The 15,602-nt window shown below is 64.9% G+C and carries 13 protein-coding genes; 10 read left to right on the plus strand and 3 right to left on the minus strand.

The annotated features are described in order from the left end of the window. Positions 1-2: 2 nt before the first annotated feature. From ACSQ23_RS09000 to odhB, 10 genes are all read left to right on the plus strand, one after another. Positions 3-785: a succinate dehydrogenase iron-sulfur subunit gene (locus ACSQ23_RS09000; protein ID WP_436090377.1), complete on the plus strand. Its 783-nt coding sequence runs from the start codon at positions 3-5 to the stop codon at positions 783-785. A 73-nt stretch (positions 786-858) separates the two neighbouring features. Beyond that, complete coding sequence (locus ACSQ23_RS09005) at positions 859-1,038, plus strand: hypothetical protein (protein ID WP_055046786.1); 180 nt, start codon at positions 859-861, stop codon at positions 1,036-1,038. Positions 1,039-1,473: 435 nt separating this feature from the next. Continuing rightward, entirely contained in the window at positions 1,474-2,079 is a 606-nt protein-coding gene (locus ACSQ23_RS09010; protein WP_436090378.1) for an AprI/Inh family metalloprotease inhibitor, read from the plus strand. A 54-nt stretch (positions 2,080-2,133) separates the two neighbouring features. After that, positions 2,134-3,288 (plus strand): cell division protein ZapE, encoded by a 1,155-nt coding sequence (gene zapE / locus ACSQ23_RS09015; RefSeq protein WP_436090379.1) that lies wholly within the window; start codon positions 2,134-2,136, stop codon positions 3,286-3,288. Between the two features lie 126 nt (positions 3,289-3,414). Further along, positions 3,415-4,377 carry a malate dehydrogenase gene (gene mdh / locus ACSQ23_RS09020; RefSeq protein ID WP_055993593.1) on the plus strand — a complete coding sequence of 321 codons (963 nt, stop codon included), beginning with the start codon at positions 3,415-3,417 and terminating at the stop codon, positions 4,375-4,377. Positions 4,378-4,528: 151 nt separating this feature from the next. Next, on the plus strand, positions 4,529-5,725 hold the full coding sequence (sucC, locus tag ACSQ23_RS09025; protein ID WP_436090380.1) for an ADP-forming succinate--CoA ligase subunit beta: 1,197 nt from the start codon (positions 4,529-4,531) through the stop codon (positions 5,723-5,725). 32 nt (positions 5,726-5,757) lie between these two features. Further along, a complete protein-coding gene (locus ACSQ23_RS09030; RefSeq protein WP_436090381.1) occupies positions 5,758-6,345 on the plus strand; it encodes a hypothetical protein in 588 nt (195 codons plus the stop codon). A 24-nt stretch (positions 6,346-6,369) separates the two neighbouring features. Next, entirely contained in the window at positions 6,370-7,278 is a 909-nt protein-coding gene (gene sucD / locus ACSQ23_RS09035; protein WP_055875565.1) for a succinate--CoA ligase subunit alpha, read from the plus strand. A 160-nt stretch (positions 7,279-7,438) separates the two neighbouring features. Continuing rightward, positions 7,439-10,432 (plus strand): 2-oxoglutarate dehydrogenase E1 component, encoded by a 2,994-nt coding sequence (locus tag ACSQ23_RS09040; protein ID WP_436090382.1) that lies wholly within the window; start codon positions 7,439-7,441, stop codon positions 10,430-10,432. Between the two features lie 44 nt (positions 10,433-10,476). Beyond that, on the plus strand, positions 10,477-11,829 hold the full coding sequence (gene odhB, locus ACSQ23_RS09045; protein ID WP_436090383.1) for a 2-oxoglutarate dehydrogenase complex dihydrolipoyllysine-residue succinyltransferase: 1,353 nt from the start codon (positions 10,477-10,479) through the stop codon (positions 11,827-11,829). 22 nt (positions 11,830-11,851) lie between these two features. Here odhB and ACSQ23_RS09050 read toward each other — a convergent pair whose 3' ends face one another. The 3 genes from ACSQ23_RS09050 to ACSQ23_RS09060 form a co-directional block, all read right to left on the minus strand. After that, positions 11,852-12,313 carry a hypothetical protein gene (locus ACSQ23_RS09050; RefSeq protein WP_436090384.1) on the minus strand — a complete coding sequence of 154 codons (462 nt, stop codon included), beginning with the start codon at positions 12,311-12,313 and terminating at the stop codon, positions 11,852-11,854. Between the two features lie 106 nt (positions 12,314-12,419). After that, positions 12,420-14,477, minus strand: a complete 2,058-nt coding sequence (locus ACSQ23_RS09055) for an autotransporter domain-containing protein (RefSeq protein WP_436090385.1) — start codon at positions 14,475-14,477, stop codon at positions 12,420-12,422. A 102-nt stretch (positions 14,478-14,579) separates the two neighbouring features. After that, the gene (locus tag ACSQ23_RS09060; protein WP_436090386.1) at positions 14,580-15,569 is read right to left on the minus strand and encodes a DMT family transporter; all 990 of its coding nucleotides are present in this window, start codon (positions 15,567-15,569) and stop codon (positions 14,580-14,582) included. Positions 15,570-15,602 lie beyond the last annotated feature (33 nt).

Genomic DNA, 15,602 nt, shown 5'->3' on the forward strand with positions numbered 1-15,602 from the left:
CGATGGCCGAATTCGTCCTTCCCAAGAACTCCAGGATCAAGCCGGGCAAGGCCTGGCCGAAACCCCAGGGGGCGGCGCGGCTCAAGGAATACCGGGTCTACCGGTATGATCCGGACAGCGGCGAGAACCCGCGGCTCGACACCTATTTCGTCGATCTCGACGATTGCGGGCCGATGGTGCTCGATGGACTGTTGTGGATCAAGAACAAGGTCGACCCGACGCTGACGCTGCGCCGTTCCTGCCGCGAGGGCATCTGCGGCTCGTGCTCGATGAATATCGGCGGCGCCAATACGCTCGCCTGCACCAAGGGCATGGACGATTTCGCCGGCCATATCAGCGTCTATCCGCTGCCGCATATGCCCGTCATCAAGGACCTAGTGCCGGACCTCACCACCTTCTACGACCAGCACCGTTCGATCGAACCGTGGCTGAAGACCACGACGCCGACGCCGGAAAAGGAGTGGCTGCAGAGCCGCGACGACCGCGCCAAGCTCGACGGGCTGTACGAATGTATCCTCTGCGCCTGCTGCTCGACCTCGTGCCCGTCCTACTGGTGGAACGGCGAGAAGTATCTCGGTCCTGCCGTGCTGCTGCAGGCCTATCGCTGGCTGATCGACAGCCGCGACGAGGCAACCGAGGAGCGGCTCGACAATCTCGAGGATCCGTTCAAGCTCTATCGCTGCCACACCATCATGAACTGCGCCAAGGTCTGCCCGAAGGGCCTGAACCCGGCCAAGGCGATCGCCGAGATCAAGCAGATGATGGTGACGCGGGAGTTCGCGTAAGGCGGAACAGGCCTGGGAGTCGCATAAGCTGTACGAAACCGTCGCCGAGATCGAAGATCCGTCCGTTGCCCGCGTGCTGATCGCGGCGCTGAAGGCGCATGGCTTTCATCCCAAGGAAGGTGGCGAGCACGGCTTGCCGGGGCTGGCGGGAGTGTATGGGCCCAAGGGGATTCCGATCGAATTGCCGGAGGACGAGGCGGCGGATGGCAAGATCCTCGCCGAGGCGCTCGTTGCGGAGATGGTGAAGCGGTAGGGGATCGCCGCTGCGCGCATATAGGAACCGATGGATGAGGGATGGCCCGGGTGGCTCCCCGCGACCCCCTCTCTTCCCGAAAACTAAGGACTTAGCTGCGCTAAGCCCAAGTTTTCGCTTTCTCCCCCGCCAAGGGGGAGAGTCCCGACTGATGCTCCGATGCATATGGAGGCCACCGATCATCTCCCCCTTGGCGGGGGAGAAAGCAAAATCTTAGGTTTAGCCGTTTGGCTAAGCCTTAGATTTTGCAAGAGAGGGGGTCTTGGAGGGCACAATGGCTCGGCCGGGGCGGTCACAGCCACCGGCGTCCGTTCCCTAACTCCGCCACATTAATCGCTGCATAGGGGAAGCGGGGCTTTGGCGGTTGACGGCTTTGCCGTTCAGGCTGTATCGCCGGTCACCAATTCTTAACCATCTGGCGGAGCTGAGCCGATGATGAGTTCGAGACGCGCAGGCGTTTCCATTGCCGTACTGGGTGCATTGTCGCTCGTGTTGAGCGGCTGCGCCTCGAGCGGCGTGACCACGACCAGCATCGCGTCGACCGAAACCATCACGCCGATCCAGAACTCGTCGGTGGCAAGTTCGGACCTCAACGCCTTGCCGGGCAGCACGGTGCAGCAGGCCTCGCTCGGCCAGCCCGCGCCGCTGACCCCGGGCCAGCCGACGCCGGGTCAACTTGGGCAGCCGGCCAATGCCGATGGTTCGCTCGCGACGCTTGGCTCGGTGCCGCAGGCATCGGGGCGCGATCTTTCCACCGGGCTGACGGTCGAAAAGCTGCTGGGTGGCTGGACCGTGGTGTCAGGCGCCGAGCAGTGCAAGCTCAACCTGACCCAGACGGCGAAATCCGGCACCTCGCGCTATCGCGCTTCGACCCCGGGCTGCGGGCTCAACGGCCTGAAGGTCGTGGCGAGCTGGCAGCTGGTGGGCAACCAGGTGCAGCTGTTCGACGAAAATGGCGACATCATCGCCTCGCTGATCCTCAGCGGCAGCCAGTTCATCGGCACCCTGGCAGGCGGCCAGGGCATCACGATGGTTGGCTGACTTTGGCCAGAAGTCTGTGTGGTCGCGCGCTCGAACCGCCAAAGCGTAGTCGCTTTGGCTGAGCGCGCTCGTCGGCGGGGGCCCGCGAGCGCACCAGTCACCGACAAACTGAACGCGCTGACTAAGGCCGGCGCGCTCACTCCCGATCCATTGCAGTTCAAGGCAGCGGCAGCGCTCGATCGCGTGGCGACCGAGCTCGCGGCGCAGCACGCTTCGCGCGGCTTTCTGAGCGGGCTGTTCGGCGGACCGGTGCCGGTGCGCGGCGCCTATCTCGTCGGGCAGGTCGGACGCGGCAAGACCATGCTGATGGACCTGTTCTTCGCGCTGGCGCCGACCGAAAAGAAGCGGCGGGTGCATTTCCATGAGTTCATGGACGAGATGCACGAAGCGATCGCGGCATTCCGCAAATCCAGCAGGGGCAAGTCCGAGAGCGCCGACCCGGTGGCGGCGGTGGTAAGGCCGCTGCTCGAGGAGGTGCGGCTGCTCTGTCTCGACGAGTTCCAGGTGCAGGACATCACCAATGCGATGCTGCTGGGACGGCTGTTCGACAAGCTGTTCGCCGGCGGGGTGACGATCGTCGCGACCTCCAACACCCGGCCGGACGATCTCTACGAGAACGGTCTCAACCGGCAGCTGGTGCTGCCGTTCATCGCCGAATTGAAGCAGCATGCCGAGATCGTCGAGCTCGACGGGCCGACCGACTACCGGCGGCTGAAGTTCGAGGGCGAGGCGGTGTACCAGTTTGGCGTCGGGGCCGAGGTGGACGCCGCGATGGACCGGCTATGGCTGAAGCTCACCGGTGGGGCGCCGGGCGAGCCGGCGGAGCTCCATTCGCTGGGCCGGACCATTCCGGTGCCGCGGGCGGCGATGGGGGCGGCGCGGTTTGAATTCACGGAGTTGTGCGACAAGCCGTTGGGCGCACGGGACTATCTCAAGCTCAGCCATGCGTACGAAGCGGTGATGATCGATCACGTGCCGCAGTTCGACCGGCTGCGCTCGAACGCGGCCAAGCGGTTCATCCTCCTGGTCGATACCCTCTACGATCGTGGCGCCAAGCTCGCGGCGAGCTTTGCCGCACCGCTCGACGAGCTGGGCCAGGACGACAAGACCCGTGCCGAGTTCGCGCGCTGCGTGTCGCGGCTGATCGAGATGCAATCGGCGGACTACCTCGGCGCGCCGCATCGGGGTGAAGCGGTTCAATCTGCCTAGCAAATAGGCAAGCCATGCAATCGCTGCAGATCGGCCCGCTAGGACCTACGGCTGACTTGCCCCCGTCACCCTCTAGGGTTAATAGGAGCGCGCAATTTCCAGCATAAGCAAAACGGGGTTCGGTGGATGGCGCGCAAGAAGATCGCTCTGATCGGTGCGGGACAGATTGGCGGCACTTTGGCGCTGCTCGCAGCAACCAAAGAACTGGGCGATGTAATCCTGTTCGACGTGGTCGACGGCGTACCGCAGGGCAAGGCCCTGGACCTCAGCCAGTCCGGCCCGGTGGAAGGCTTCAATTCGACGCTCAAGGGCACTTCCGAATACAAGGACATCGTCGGCGCCGACGTGGTGATCGTCACCGCCGGCGTGCCGCGCAAGCCCGGCATGAGCCGCGACGACCTGCTCGAGATCAACCTCAAGGTGATGGAGCAGGTGGGCGCCGGCATCGCCAAATACGCGCCGGAAGCGTTCGTCATCTGCATCACCAACCCGCTCGATGCCATGGTGTGGGCGCTGCAGAAGTTCTCTGGCCTGCCGGCGAACCGCGTGGTCGGCATGGCCGGCGTGCTCGACTCGGCGCGCTTCCGTCACTTCATCGCCGACGAGCTCAAGGTTTCGGTGCAGGACGTCACGGCGTTCGTGCTGGGCGGCCATGGCGACACCATGGTGCCGCTGCCGCGCTACTCGACCGTCGCCGGCATCCCGCTCCCCGACATCGTCAAGATGGGCTGGATGAGCAAGGAAAAGCTCGAGCAGATCATCCAGCGCACCCGTGACGGCGGCGCTGAGATCGTTGGCCTCTTGAAGACCGGTTCGGCGTTCTACGCTCCGGCAGCGTCGGCGATCGAGATGGCCGAGAGTTACCTCAAGGACAAGAAGCGCATCCTGCCCTGCGCCGCCTTCCTCAAGGGCGAATATGGCGTCAAGGGCACCTATGTCGGCGTGCCGGTGCTGATCGGCGCCGGCGGGGCGGAGAAGATCGTCGAGATCTCCCTTACCGGCTCCGAGCAGAAGGCGTTCGACAAGTCGGTCGCCGCAGTGAACGGCCTCGTCGAGGCGTGCAAGAAGATCGCGCCGAAGCTGGCGTAGTATGTGCGGGGCCGGCTCAGTCGGCCCCCCACCCGGTGCTCCCTGCAACGGCGCGGGGACTTCAAACCCACTCCACCATTCCTGAGCATCCCGCGAGGCGGGGCACGACCCGGCGGGTGGGAAAGCTTCCGACACAAGGCGGTAGGTAGACATGAACATCCACGAACACCAGGCCAAGGCGCTGCTGAAGACCTACGGGTTGCCGGTGGCCGACGGGGTGGCGATCTTTACGCCGCACGAGGCGGAAGCCGCGGCGCTGGAACTGCCCGGGCCGCTCTATGTGGTGAAGTCGCAGATCCACGCCGGCGGGCGTGGCAAGGGCAAGTTCAAGGAACTGCCGGCCGATGCCAAGGGTGGCGTGCGGCTGGCGAAGTCGGCGGCGGAAGTCGCGGCGAACGCCAAGGAAATGCTCGGCAATACGCTGGTGACCAAGCAGACCGGCCCGGCCGGCAAGCAGGTCAACCGGCTCTATATCGAGGACGGCGCCGATATCGCGCGCGAGCTCTACTGCTCGCTGCTGGTCGATCGGTCCACCGGCCGGGTGTCGTTCGTCGTCTCCACTGAAGGCGGCATGGACATCGAAGCGGTGGCGCATGATACGCCCGAAAAGATCATCGCGGTCGACATCGATCCGACCGCCGGCGTCACCGCCAAGGATGTGGCCGAGATCGTCGCGGCGCTGCAGCTCGACGGATCGGCAGCGGACGACGCCAAGTCGGTGTTCCCGGCGCTCTACAAGGCGTTCGTCGAGACCGACATGTCGCTGCTCGAAGTGAACCCGCTGATCGTCATGGCCAACGGGCACCTGCGCGTGCTCGACGCCAAGGTGAGCTTCGACAACAACGCCTCGTTCAGGCATGCCGAGTTGGCGCCGCTGCGCGACCTCACCGAAGAGGACGCCAAGGAGATCGAGGCGTCGAAGTTCGACCTCGCCTATGTGGCGCTCGACGGCAATATCGGCTGCATGGTCAACGGCGCCGGCCTCGCCATGGCGACGATGGACATCATCAAGCTCTATGGCGCCGAGCCCGCCAACTTCCTCGACGTGGGCGGCGGTGCGTCCAAGGAGAAGGTGACGGCGGCGTTCAAGATCATCACCGCCGACCCGGCTGTCAAAGGCATCCTGGTCAACATCTTCGGCGGCATCATGCGCTGCGATATCATCGCCGAAGGCGTGATCGCCGCGGTGAAGGAAGTCGGCCTCAAGGTGCCGCTGGTGGTGCGCCTCGAAGGCACCAACGTCAAGGAAGGCAAAGCCATCCTCAACTCATCCGGCCTCGACGTGATCTCGGCCGACGACCTCGACGACGCAGCACAGAAGATCGTCGCTGCCGTGAAGACCCGCTGAGCAGGCAGTCGAGCCGAGGAACTGAGAGTCTGATGTACGAGAACATCGACACATCGAGCACCGTGGAGATCGAGCATGACCCCGTCATCATGACGGGAACCGTGCTGGGTCTTGTGGCGCTCACAGGTGTTGGGGTTTGGCCGTTCCTCCGTGAATCATCGATCTTCCTGCTGATCGGCGGGGCGTTGTGGACTCTTTGCTGTGCGTTCCTGACCCTGCGCTGGGTGGCTCGTCTGCTGGTTGTCCGGGGGCCGGTGCTGACGGTCTCGCCCAACGGCGTCCACGACACGCGCTTCAGCAGTGACGTGTTGCCCTGGGGCGATGTGTGCGACGTAACGGTCAGGACCAGCACAACGAGTGGTGTGCCGGCAAAGACGGTGGAACTCGTTGTCGATCGCGCTGCCCTGTCTGCTCTCAAGCCGGTACCGTTCTATTTGCGCACCGGCTTCCCGTCCGGCAGCTTCACCAACACCGGCTGGGCGGCAACCTTGCCGATCTCGGCGTTTGGCTTGAAGGCGTCGTTCTATGATATCCGCAACCTGCTGTTTGCCTTCGCCGAAGCGCACGCCAAGCTTGACCCTACCAATATCTCCAGCCGCCGCCTCGCGCGGCAGTTCTAGAACAACCGGAGCAGTCGTCCCCCGATGTCCATTCTCGTCAACAAAGACACTCGCGTTCTGGTGCAGGGGCTGACCGGCAAGACCGGCACGTTCCATACCGAGCAGGCGCTGGCCTATTACGGCACCAAGATGGTGGGCGGCGTGAACCCCAAGAAGGCCGGTGAAGTGTGGACCTCGGGGCTCGATGCCTCGGCGACGCTGCCGGTGTTCGCTTCGGTCGCCGAAGGAAAGGAGCGCACCGGCGCTACTGCCTCGGTGGTCTACGTGCCGCCGCCGGGCGCCGCCGACGCCATCATCGAGGCGATCGATGCCGAGATCCCGCTGATCGTCTGCATCACCGAGGGCATCCCGGTGCTCGACATGGTGCGGGTGAAGGCGCGGCTCGACAAATCCAAGTCCCGGCTGCTCGGCCCCAACTGCCCGGGCGTCTTGACGCCGGAAGAGTGCAAGATCGGCATCATGCCGGGCTCGATCTTTTCCAAGGGCTCGGTGGGCATTGTTTCCCGCTCCGGTACGCTTACCTATGAAGCGGTGTTCCAGACCACCAATGCCGGGCTCGGCCAGACCACTGCGGTCGGCATCGGCGGCGATCCGGTCAAGGGCACCGAGTTCATCGATATGCTCGAGATGTTCCTCGCCGACGAAGCCACCAAATCCATCATCATGATCGGCGAAATCGGCGGTTCCGCCGAGGAAGATGCCGCGCAGTTCCTGATCGACGAGGCCAAGAAGGGCCGCAAGAAGCCGATGGCCGGCTTTATCGCCGGGCGCACCGCTCCGGCCGGCCGGACCATGGGCCATGCCGGCGCCGTGATTTCGGGCGGCAAGGGGGGCGCCGAAGACAAGATTTCGGCAATGGAACGCGCGGGCATAAAGGTGTCGCAGTCGCCTGCGAGGATTGGCCAAACCCTAGCCGACGTACTAAAAGGCTGAGGCGAGGGTGGACTGAAGACGGGGCGCGGGTGGTTTCCCGCGCCTTAACGTCAAACAAAGAAGTTGCGGGCAGGTTGGCCCGCGACGCAAAAAGGGCCCGGTCGAGCATTTCCCGGGCGTTTGAGAAGGATGGCGGGGTTCACGCCTCGCGACGCTGGACATGACCCGACAAGAAAAGAACGAACAGTTCTTGCTCTCTTCTTTCCTCTATGGCGGCAACGCCGATTACATCGAAGGGCTGTACGCCCGCTACAAGGCCGATCCGGCCTCGATCGATCCGACCTGGGCGTCGTATTTCGATCGGCTTGAGGATGCTCCCGCCGACATCGACAAGAATGCCGAGGGACCAAGCTGGCAGCGCCAGGATTGGCCGCAGTCGGCCAATGGCGAGCTGGTTTCGGCGCTCGACGGCAACTGGGGCGAGATCCAGGTCAAGGTGCAGAAGGCGGTGGTCGAGAAGGCCAAGGTCGCCGGCGCACCGGCGCCGACCGCCATCGACGTGCTGCAGGCGACACGCGACTCGATCCACGCGATCATGATGATCCGCGCCTACCGGATGCGCGGGCACCTGCATGCCGACCTCGACCCGTTGAAGATGAAGGCCGACGAGCCGGCGCCCGAGCTGGAGCCCGCCGCCTACGGCTTCACCGAGGCCGATTACGGCCGCAAGATCTTCATCGACAACTATCTGGGCCTCGAATACGCGACGGTTCCCCAGATGCTGGAGATCCTGAAGCGGACCTATTGCTCGACCGTCGGCGTCGAGTTCATGCACATCTCCGATCCGGAAGCCAAGCAGTGGATCCAGGAGCGCATGGAAGGGCCGGACAAGGAGATCAAGTTCACGCCCGAGGGCAAGAAGGCGATCCTCAACAAGCTCGTCGAAGCCGAGGGGTTCGAGAAGTTCCTCGACGTCAAGTTCACCGGCACCAAGCGCTTCGGCCTCGATGGGTCGGAAGCGCTGATCCCGGCGCTCGAGCAGATCATCAAGCGCGGCGGTTCGCTGGGCGTGAAGGATATCGTGCTCGGCATGGCGCATCGCGGCCGGCTGAACGTCCTGACCCAGGTGCTGGCGAAGCCGCATCGGGCGCTGTTCCACGAGTTCAAGGGCGGGGCCTTCTACCCCGAGGAAGTCGAAGGCTCGGGCGACGTGAAGTACCATCTGGGTGCTTCGGCGGACCGCGAGTTCGACGGCAATAACGTGCATCTCAGCCTCACCGCCAACCCGTCGCATCTCGAGATCGTCGATCCGGTGGTGCTGGGCAAGGCGCGCGCCAAGCAGGACCAGCGTTCGGCGGTCGATGGGCGGTTCATCGCCGATACGCGCCAGACCGATCGCTCGGTGGTGCTGCCGCTGCTGCTGCATGGTGATGCGGCGTTTGCCGGCCAGGGCGTGATTGCCGAATGCCTCGGCCTCAGCGGGCTGAAGGGTCACCGCACCGGCGGCTCGATCCACGTGGTGATCAATAACCAGATCGGCTTCACCACGTCGCCGATGTATTCGCGCTCCTCGCCGTACCCGACCGACGTCGCCAAGATGATCGAGGCGCCGGTGTTCCACGTGAACGGCGATGACCCGGAAGCGGTGGTCTATGTGGCCAAGGTCGCCACCGAGTTCCGGCAGCGCTTCGCGCGGCCGGTGGTGATCGACATCTTCTGCTATCGCCGCTTCGGCCATAACGAAGGCGACGAGCCGAGCTTCACCCAGCCGCTGATGTATTCCAAGATCCGCAGCCACGAGACGACGCTCGATATCTATTCGAAGCGCCTCGCCGCGGAGGGCGTGCTGTCGGCCGATGACGTCGACAAGATGAAGGCCGACTGGCGGGCGCATCTCGAGCGCGAGTTCGAGGCCGGGCAGGATTTCCGCCCGAACAAGACCGACTGGCTCGATGGCGTGTGGAAGGACCTGAAGCGCGCCGACGTCGAGGGCCCGCGCCGCGGCGACACCGGGGTGGATATCCCCGATCTGGTCAATCTGGGCCAGAAGCTGTCGACGGTTCCGGCCGGCTTCAACGCCCACAAGACAGTGAAGCGGTTCATGGACAACCGGCTCGCCTCGATCGAGTCGGGCGAAGGCATCGACTGGGCGACCGGCGAAGCGCTGGCCTATGCGACGCTGCTCGAGGAGGGCCACCCGGTCCGGCTCTCGGGGCAGGACGTGGAGCGCGGTACGTTCAGCCAGCGCCACTCGGTGCTGTACGATCAGGACAAGGACGAGACCTACACACCGCTCAACAACATCGCCGAGCTGCAGGCCCGTTACGAGGTCGTCAACTCGATGCTGTCGGAAGAGGCGGTGCTCGGCTTCGAGTATGGCTATTCGCTGGCCGAACCGAAGACGCTGACGCTGTGGGAAGCCCAGTTCGGCGACTTTGCCAACGGTGCGCAGGTGGTGGTCGACCAGTTCATCTCGTCGGGCGAGCGCAAGTGGTTCCGCATGAGCGGCCTCGTGATGCTGTTGCCGCATGGCTATGAAGGCCAGGGGCCGGAGCACTCGTCGGCCCGCCTCGAGCGCTACCTGCAGAGCTGCGCCGAAGACAATATGCAGGTCGCCAACTGCACGACGCCAGCCAACTACTTCCACATCCTGCGCCGGCAGATGAAGCGCGATTTCCGCAAGCCCTTGGTGTTGATGACGCCCAAGAGCCTGTTGCGCCACAAGAAGGCGGTGTCGGGGCTGGTCGAGTTCGGGCCGGAATCGACGTTCCATCGCCTGTTGTGGGACGATGCGGAAGCCCCGGGCGTGCCCAAGACGACGATCAAGCTGGCGCCGGACGAGGAGATCCGCAAGGTGATCCTGTGCACCGGCAAGGTCTACTATGACCTGCTCGAGGATCGCGAGAAGCGCGGCATCAACGACGTGTACCTGCTCCGTCTCGAGCAGCTCTACCCGTTCCCGGCCAAGGCACTGCTCGACGAGCTCAACCGGTTCAAGAACGCCGAGATCGTCTGGTGCCAGGAAGAGCCCAAGAATATGGGCGCCTGGGCGTTCGTGCAGCCCTATATCGACTGGGTGATGGACCAGATGGGTCGCCCGGGCGACCGGCCGCACTATGTCGGTCGCGCTGCCTCAGCGGCGACGGCCACCGGCCTGATGCGCACGCACCTGCAGCAGCTGCAGGCCTTCCTCGAAGAAGCGTTCGCCAAGTAGAATCGCCCGCCTAGACGCGGCAAGAAAACTGAAGGACCAAACTGATGGCGACTGACATCCGGGTGCCCACGCTGGGCGAGAGCGTCACCGAGGCGACGATCGGCCAGTGGTTCAAGAAGGTGGGCGACACCGTCGCCGCCGATGAACCGGTGGTGGAGCTCGAGACCGACAAGGTGACCATCGAGGTCCCGGCCCCGGCGGCCGGCGTGCTCGAAACCATCACCGCCAATCCGGGCGATACGGTCAATGTCGGGGCGCTGATCGGGGCGATCGCTGCCGCCGGAACTGCCGTGGCCGCCGCGGCTCCAGTCGCCGCAGCCAAGCCGGCTGAAGCGCCGCAGCCGGCAACCGTTGCCGCCGAGCCGGCGCCCAAGCCCGCCAATGGCAACGGCTCCGCCGTGCCGCCGGCGCCGAGCGCCCAGAAGCTGATGGCGGAAGCCGGGGTCACCGACGCCGATGTCAGTGGTTCGGGCCGCCGTGGCCAGATCCTCAAGGAAGACGTACTGGCGGCGGCGGCCAAGCCCGCTTCTGCACCTGCCGCATCAGTGGCTGCGGCGCCCGTCGCCGCCACGCCGAAGCCGGCTCCTGCGCCGGTTGCAGCACCCGCACCTGCGCCGGCGCCGGCTCCCAAGGCCGCTGAGCCGGCGCCTGCTCCGGTTCCGGCGCAGCCGCGTGGTCCGGTGAACGCCAATGACGATGTGCGCGAAGAGCGGGTGAAGATGACCCGGCTGCGCCAGACCATCGCGCGGCGCCTGAAGGAAGCGCAGAACAATGCCGCCATGCTCACCACCTTCAACGAGGTGGACATGAAGCCGGTGATGGACTTGCGCAACTCCTACAAGGAGCTGTTCGAGAAAAAGCACGGCGTGAAGCTCGGCTTCATGGGCTTTTTCACCAAAGCGGTGACCCACGCGCTGAAGGAAATCCCGGCGGTCAATGCCGAGATCGACGGCGACGATCTGGTCTACAAGAACTACGCCCATATCGGCGTCGCCGTGGGGACCGACAAAGGCCTCGTGGTGCCGGTGGTGCGCGATGCCGACCAGCTGTCGATCGCCGGTATCGAAAAGGACATCGCCCGATTGGGCAAGCTGGCGCGTGATGGTCAGCTCTCGATGGCCGACATGCAGGGCGGCACCTTCACCATCTCGAATGGCGGCGTCTACGGCTCGTTGATGTCGACGCCGATCCTCAACGCACCGCAGTCGGGCATCCTCGGCATGCACAAGATCCAGGAGCGGCCGGTGGTGATCGGCGGCGAGATCGTCATCCGCCCGATGATGTACCTGGCGCTGAGCTACGACCACCGCATCGTCGACGGCAAGGAAGCGGTGACCTTCCTCGTCCGCGTCAAGGAAAGCCTCGAGGCGCCGGAACGGCTGGTGCTGGATCTCTGATCCCGGCAGTCAGCGCAAATGTTCAAGGGCTCGCTTCGGCGGGCCCTTTTGTTTTTGGAACGAAGCCGCGCAGGAGCGCGGTGCGGCGGAGGGCGAGAACGGCGACGATGTGGGCGGGGATGAGGCAGGTGACGATCAGCCCGCTCATCAGCACGGCGTAGAACATCGGCATGCTGTCCGGATACGGCGATGGCCCCTGCCACAGGATCGTGACGATTTGTACGAAGGTGAAGCCGACCACGAGGACATTCAGCGACAACACCCCGTCCGACAGCGGATGCGTTCGGCCCCGCCAGGCGAGAACGACCAGCACGATCGAATTGGCCAAGGCAAACGCTCCAAGCGGCCCGATGATGTTGAGAAGTGAGTCGAGGTCATAAGAAGGGGCGCCGTAGCCCATGGCGTAGCTGAAGCCGACAAGCATGGCGCAGGTGAGGGCAATGACCACGACAAACAGCACCAGCCCCGAAAGAATGCGCGCCATGACTGCCCCCCAGCACTGAACGGAGGCTGCACCGGTAGGTGGCGTGCCGCAAGTGGCGTTGTGCGGATGCGGGTGGGGAGTGGTGGCGAGCACGCCGCCCGAACTTCTAGAAGCTGACGGCCAGGGTTGCCTTGGCGCCGTGGTTCTCGGTTTCGCTCGAGATTTGGCCGAGATAGGACAGGGCCACGGCGGCCGTGTCGTTGAGGGCGAGATCGAGGCCGGCTTCGATCACGACGCTGTCGCTGGCGATCGGTGCGCCGGCGATGGTGAAGGCGTCACCCGCGGCGAAAGCCTGGGTTACTGTGGGGGTGAGATCGCCGAAGGCGTGGCGCCAGCCGAGCATGCCGAGCAGGGTTGCGTCGATGCTTCCCAGTTGGATGTCCAGCTCCGCCCGCGCCCCGAGCGTAGCGAAGGTGATGCCGGTGGAGCTGCTCGCAACCGTCAACGCGGCGGGGCCGCCCTCTTCGGTGTAGCCGTCGGTGGTGAGGTTCACATGCGCCAGGTTGACGAAGGGCTCGAGCCGGGCGCCGTCAGTCTCGATCGCGTAGGCGAGCTCGCCGAAGGCCTGGAGGGTCTGGGCGCCGTAGGCGGCGCTGAGGCTGTCATCGAGCCAGGGGATGGCGACAAGACGCTGGGTGGAGAGGTCCGCCAGGGTATAGGCGAGCCCGGTGCGCAGCGAGAGAGCGCCCCAGGCGGTGCCGCCGTAGAGGCCGAGGTGATAGCTGTCGCTCGAGCCGGAGGACGAGCGATCGTCTGCTTCGAAGCCGGAGCGGCTGTAGCCGGCGAGGAGGCCGACCCGCCAGTCGCCGAGCAGGCCGTCGGTGCCGACCAGCAGGCCGCCGATATCATGATCGAGTGCGGCGGCGTTGCCATCTCCGCCGGCCGTACCGGAGGAGGAGAAGCCATAGGCCCAGACCGTCGGGCCGGCCGGCTCCGGAGAGGGCAGCATGGGCTCGGTGCTGGGCGCGTAGCCCATCAACGGCACGTAGTCGTCAGATGGGCCAGTCGGGCTGGTGCGAAGGCGCTGGCCCATGGCGTCACGGATGAAGCGGCTGTCTTCGATCAGCGCGCCCTTGGCGGAGGCGGCGATTTCGCCGGAGAGCGCGTCGAAGCTCGCCTGGATCAGGGCGTCATCGTCGGGCAGCAGAGCGATGGCGTCATAGAGCGGGTTGGCGGCAAAGATGCCGATGCTGTCGATGGCCTGGGCGGTGGCGGTCTGGTTGCGCGTCGCTGCCGACGAGACGAAGTCGATATCGTTGCGGGCCAGTTCGAGTGCGACCACGCCGAGGTCGTAGTCATAGATGAGGCGGGGCGTCAGGAAGGCATAGGTCGAAGTGGCGTCGGCAAACGCTCCGGTGAGCGTGCCTTCAGTGGTCAGGATGATGCGGGTGGTGCGGAGGAAGTCGCCGGCCCCGGCGATGTGGGCGACGGTTCCGCCATTGATGTCGACGTTGCCGGTAACGGCTATGAGGCTGTTGGCGCTGCTCAGCGGATCGACCACTACGTTGAAGGTCGAGCCGGCCGTGAATTTCAGGTTTCCGTTCACATGGACCTGGTCGGCGGTGATGACGCCGGTGGCGCCCACGGTCACGCCGTTGGCGACGGTGAGCGACACGTCGTCCGCGGTGAGCGAGTTGATGGTCAAGGCCAGGCTGTTGGTCAGGGAGAAATCACCAATGATGGTCGCATTGTCCAGCAACTGGATGGCGTTGCTGGCGCTGTTCAGGATGACGTTGCCGGTGCCGTTGAGGTTGAGTGTCCCCGCCTCAATGAGGCCGATCTGGCTGATCATCCCGCCGGCGCTGAGCGATACGACGCCTGAGTCGGCGTTCAGCACGCCCACGAGCAGGGCGTTCGCGTCGGTGAGCGCGATACCCGAACCCGCGGCGACGACCTGGCCGCCGAAGTCGTTGCCGCTCTGCGTCAAGTTGATGGTGCCGGTGCCCGCGACGATGGTCGTTTGTCCGATTACCGAGACTGCTCCGCTCTGCGTGACGGACTGATCACCGCTGGTAACGGTCAGCGTCGGGTATGCGCCCGGATCCACAACGTACTGCGCAAGCACGGGCGAGGCGGAGCAGAGGCTGGCAATGGTGCCGAAAAGCACGAGCAGGGCGGCACGTGCTGCCGCACTGTCGTCGGTGGTCCTAGTCCATAAACCCACGCCCGCCCCCGGAACCCTCGTCAGTCGCCCGGCAATTCTCGCAGGCGACTGTTGTAGAACTATTTGAGCCAGGAGCAGGCTTGTCGAGAATCCTCAACGGAATCAAGCGGTACTTTCCTCCAGCACCTTCAGCTTCGGCTTTTCCTTGCGGGTGAAGAGGAACACCCCGCCCAGCACCAGGGCCGTACCGATCGCGTGGTAGGGCGTGAAGGCTTCGCCGAGGACGGAGATGGCGAGGCCGACAGTGACCACCGGCGAGACGTTGCCGATGATGGCGGTGCGCTCGGGGCCGATCAGTGCGATGGCGCCCGAGATGCAGTAGGCCGGCAGCACGGTCGACACCGTGCCGATGGCGAGCATCAGCAGGAAGCCGTTGCCGCTCACCGCCAGATCGCCCACCGGATGGGTAAAGAGGAAATGCGCGATCACCGCCGGGCCGGCGCCGCTCATGGCGATGGAGGTGAAGAGCTGCGGGCCAAGCTTGTCGATCAAAGGCTTCGCCATGATCTGGTAGGCGGCGTAGGCGATGGCCGAGCCGAACACCAGAGCCGCGCCGAGCAGCACGTTATCGCCCTCGATCCTGAGGTCATGCCAGAAGATGACGCCGATGCCGAGGTAGGAGACGAGCAGCGCCACCACCATCGGGAGGGTGATCCTGCGCTTGAAGAAGATCGCGCCGAACAGCACGACGAAGAACGGATAGGTCAGGAGGATCAGCCGGTCGAACTGCGCCGTGATGTATTCGAGCGCCGAGAAATCGAGGTAGCTCGCCACGTAATAGCCGATGACGCCGACGCCGAGGGTCTGCGCCAGCACGGGCCCGGTGAGCACCGGCGGGGCGCCTGGGGGTTGCTGCGCCAGCTTCTTGCGGTAGCCGAGGATGCCGACAGTCAAAAAGATCGGCACGGCGACGATCATCCGCCAGGTGAGTGTCGTCACCGAGTCGATGCCCTCGAGCAAAGCCAGCTTGATGACGATGCCCTTGGTGGCGAAGAACGCCGCGCCGGCGAGCGCCAGCACGATGCCGGCCCAGGCGAACTGCCGGAAGCCACGACGGGCGGTGGACGAAGTAGACGCAGTCTCGGAAGACATTTGGCGGGTCCAGTTCTGGCCCCTGCCATCAGA

Source organism: Devosia sp. LjRoot16 (assembly GCF_964252795.1).
GTDB lineage: Bacteria > Pseudomonadota > Alphaproteobacteria > Rhizobiales > Devosiaceae > Devosia_A.

Coding starts and splice junctions, on each gene's coding strand:
- mdh (WP_055993593.1), top strand. CDS start 3,415: ATGGCGCGCAAGAAGATCGCTCTGATCGGTGCGGGACAGATTGGCGGC.
- ACSQ23_RS09060 (WP_436090386.1), bottom strand. CDS start 15,569: ATGTCTTCCGAGACTGCGTCTACTTCGTCCACCGCCCGTCGTGGCTTC.
- sucC (WP_436090380.1), top strand. CDS start 4,529: ATGAACATCCACGAACACCAGGCCAAGGCGCTGCTGAAGACCTACGGG.
- ACSQ23_RS09050 (WP_436090384.1), bottom strand. CDS start 12,313: ATGGCGCGCATTCTTTCGGGGCTGGTGCTGTTTGTCGTGGTCATTGCC.
- ACSQ23_RS09030 (WP_436090381.1), top strand. CDS start 5,758: ATGTACGAGAACATCGACACATCGAGCACCGTGGAGATCGAGCATGAC.
- ACSQ23_RS09040 (WP_436090382.1), top strand. CDS start 7,439: ATGACCCGACAAGAAAAGAACGAACAGTTCTTGCTCTCTTCTTTCCTC.
- odhB (WP_436090383.1), top strand. CDS start 10,477: ATGGCGACTGACATCCGGGTGCCCACGCTGGGCGAGAGCGTCACCGAG.
- ACSQ23_RS09000 (WP_436090377.1), top strand. CDS start 3: ATGGCCGAATTCGTCCTTCCCAAGAACTCCAGGATCAAGCCGGGCAAG.
- sucD (WP_055875565.1), top strand. CDS start 6,370: ATGTCCATTCTCGTCAACAAAGACACTCGCGTTCTGGTGCAGGGGCTG.
- ACSQ23_RS09010 (WP_436090378.1), top strand. CDS start 1,474: ATGAGTTCGAGACGCGCAGGCGTTTCCATTGCCGTACTGGGTGCATTG.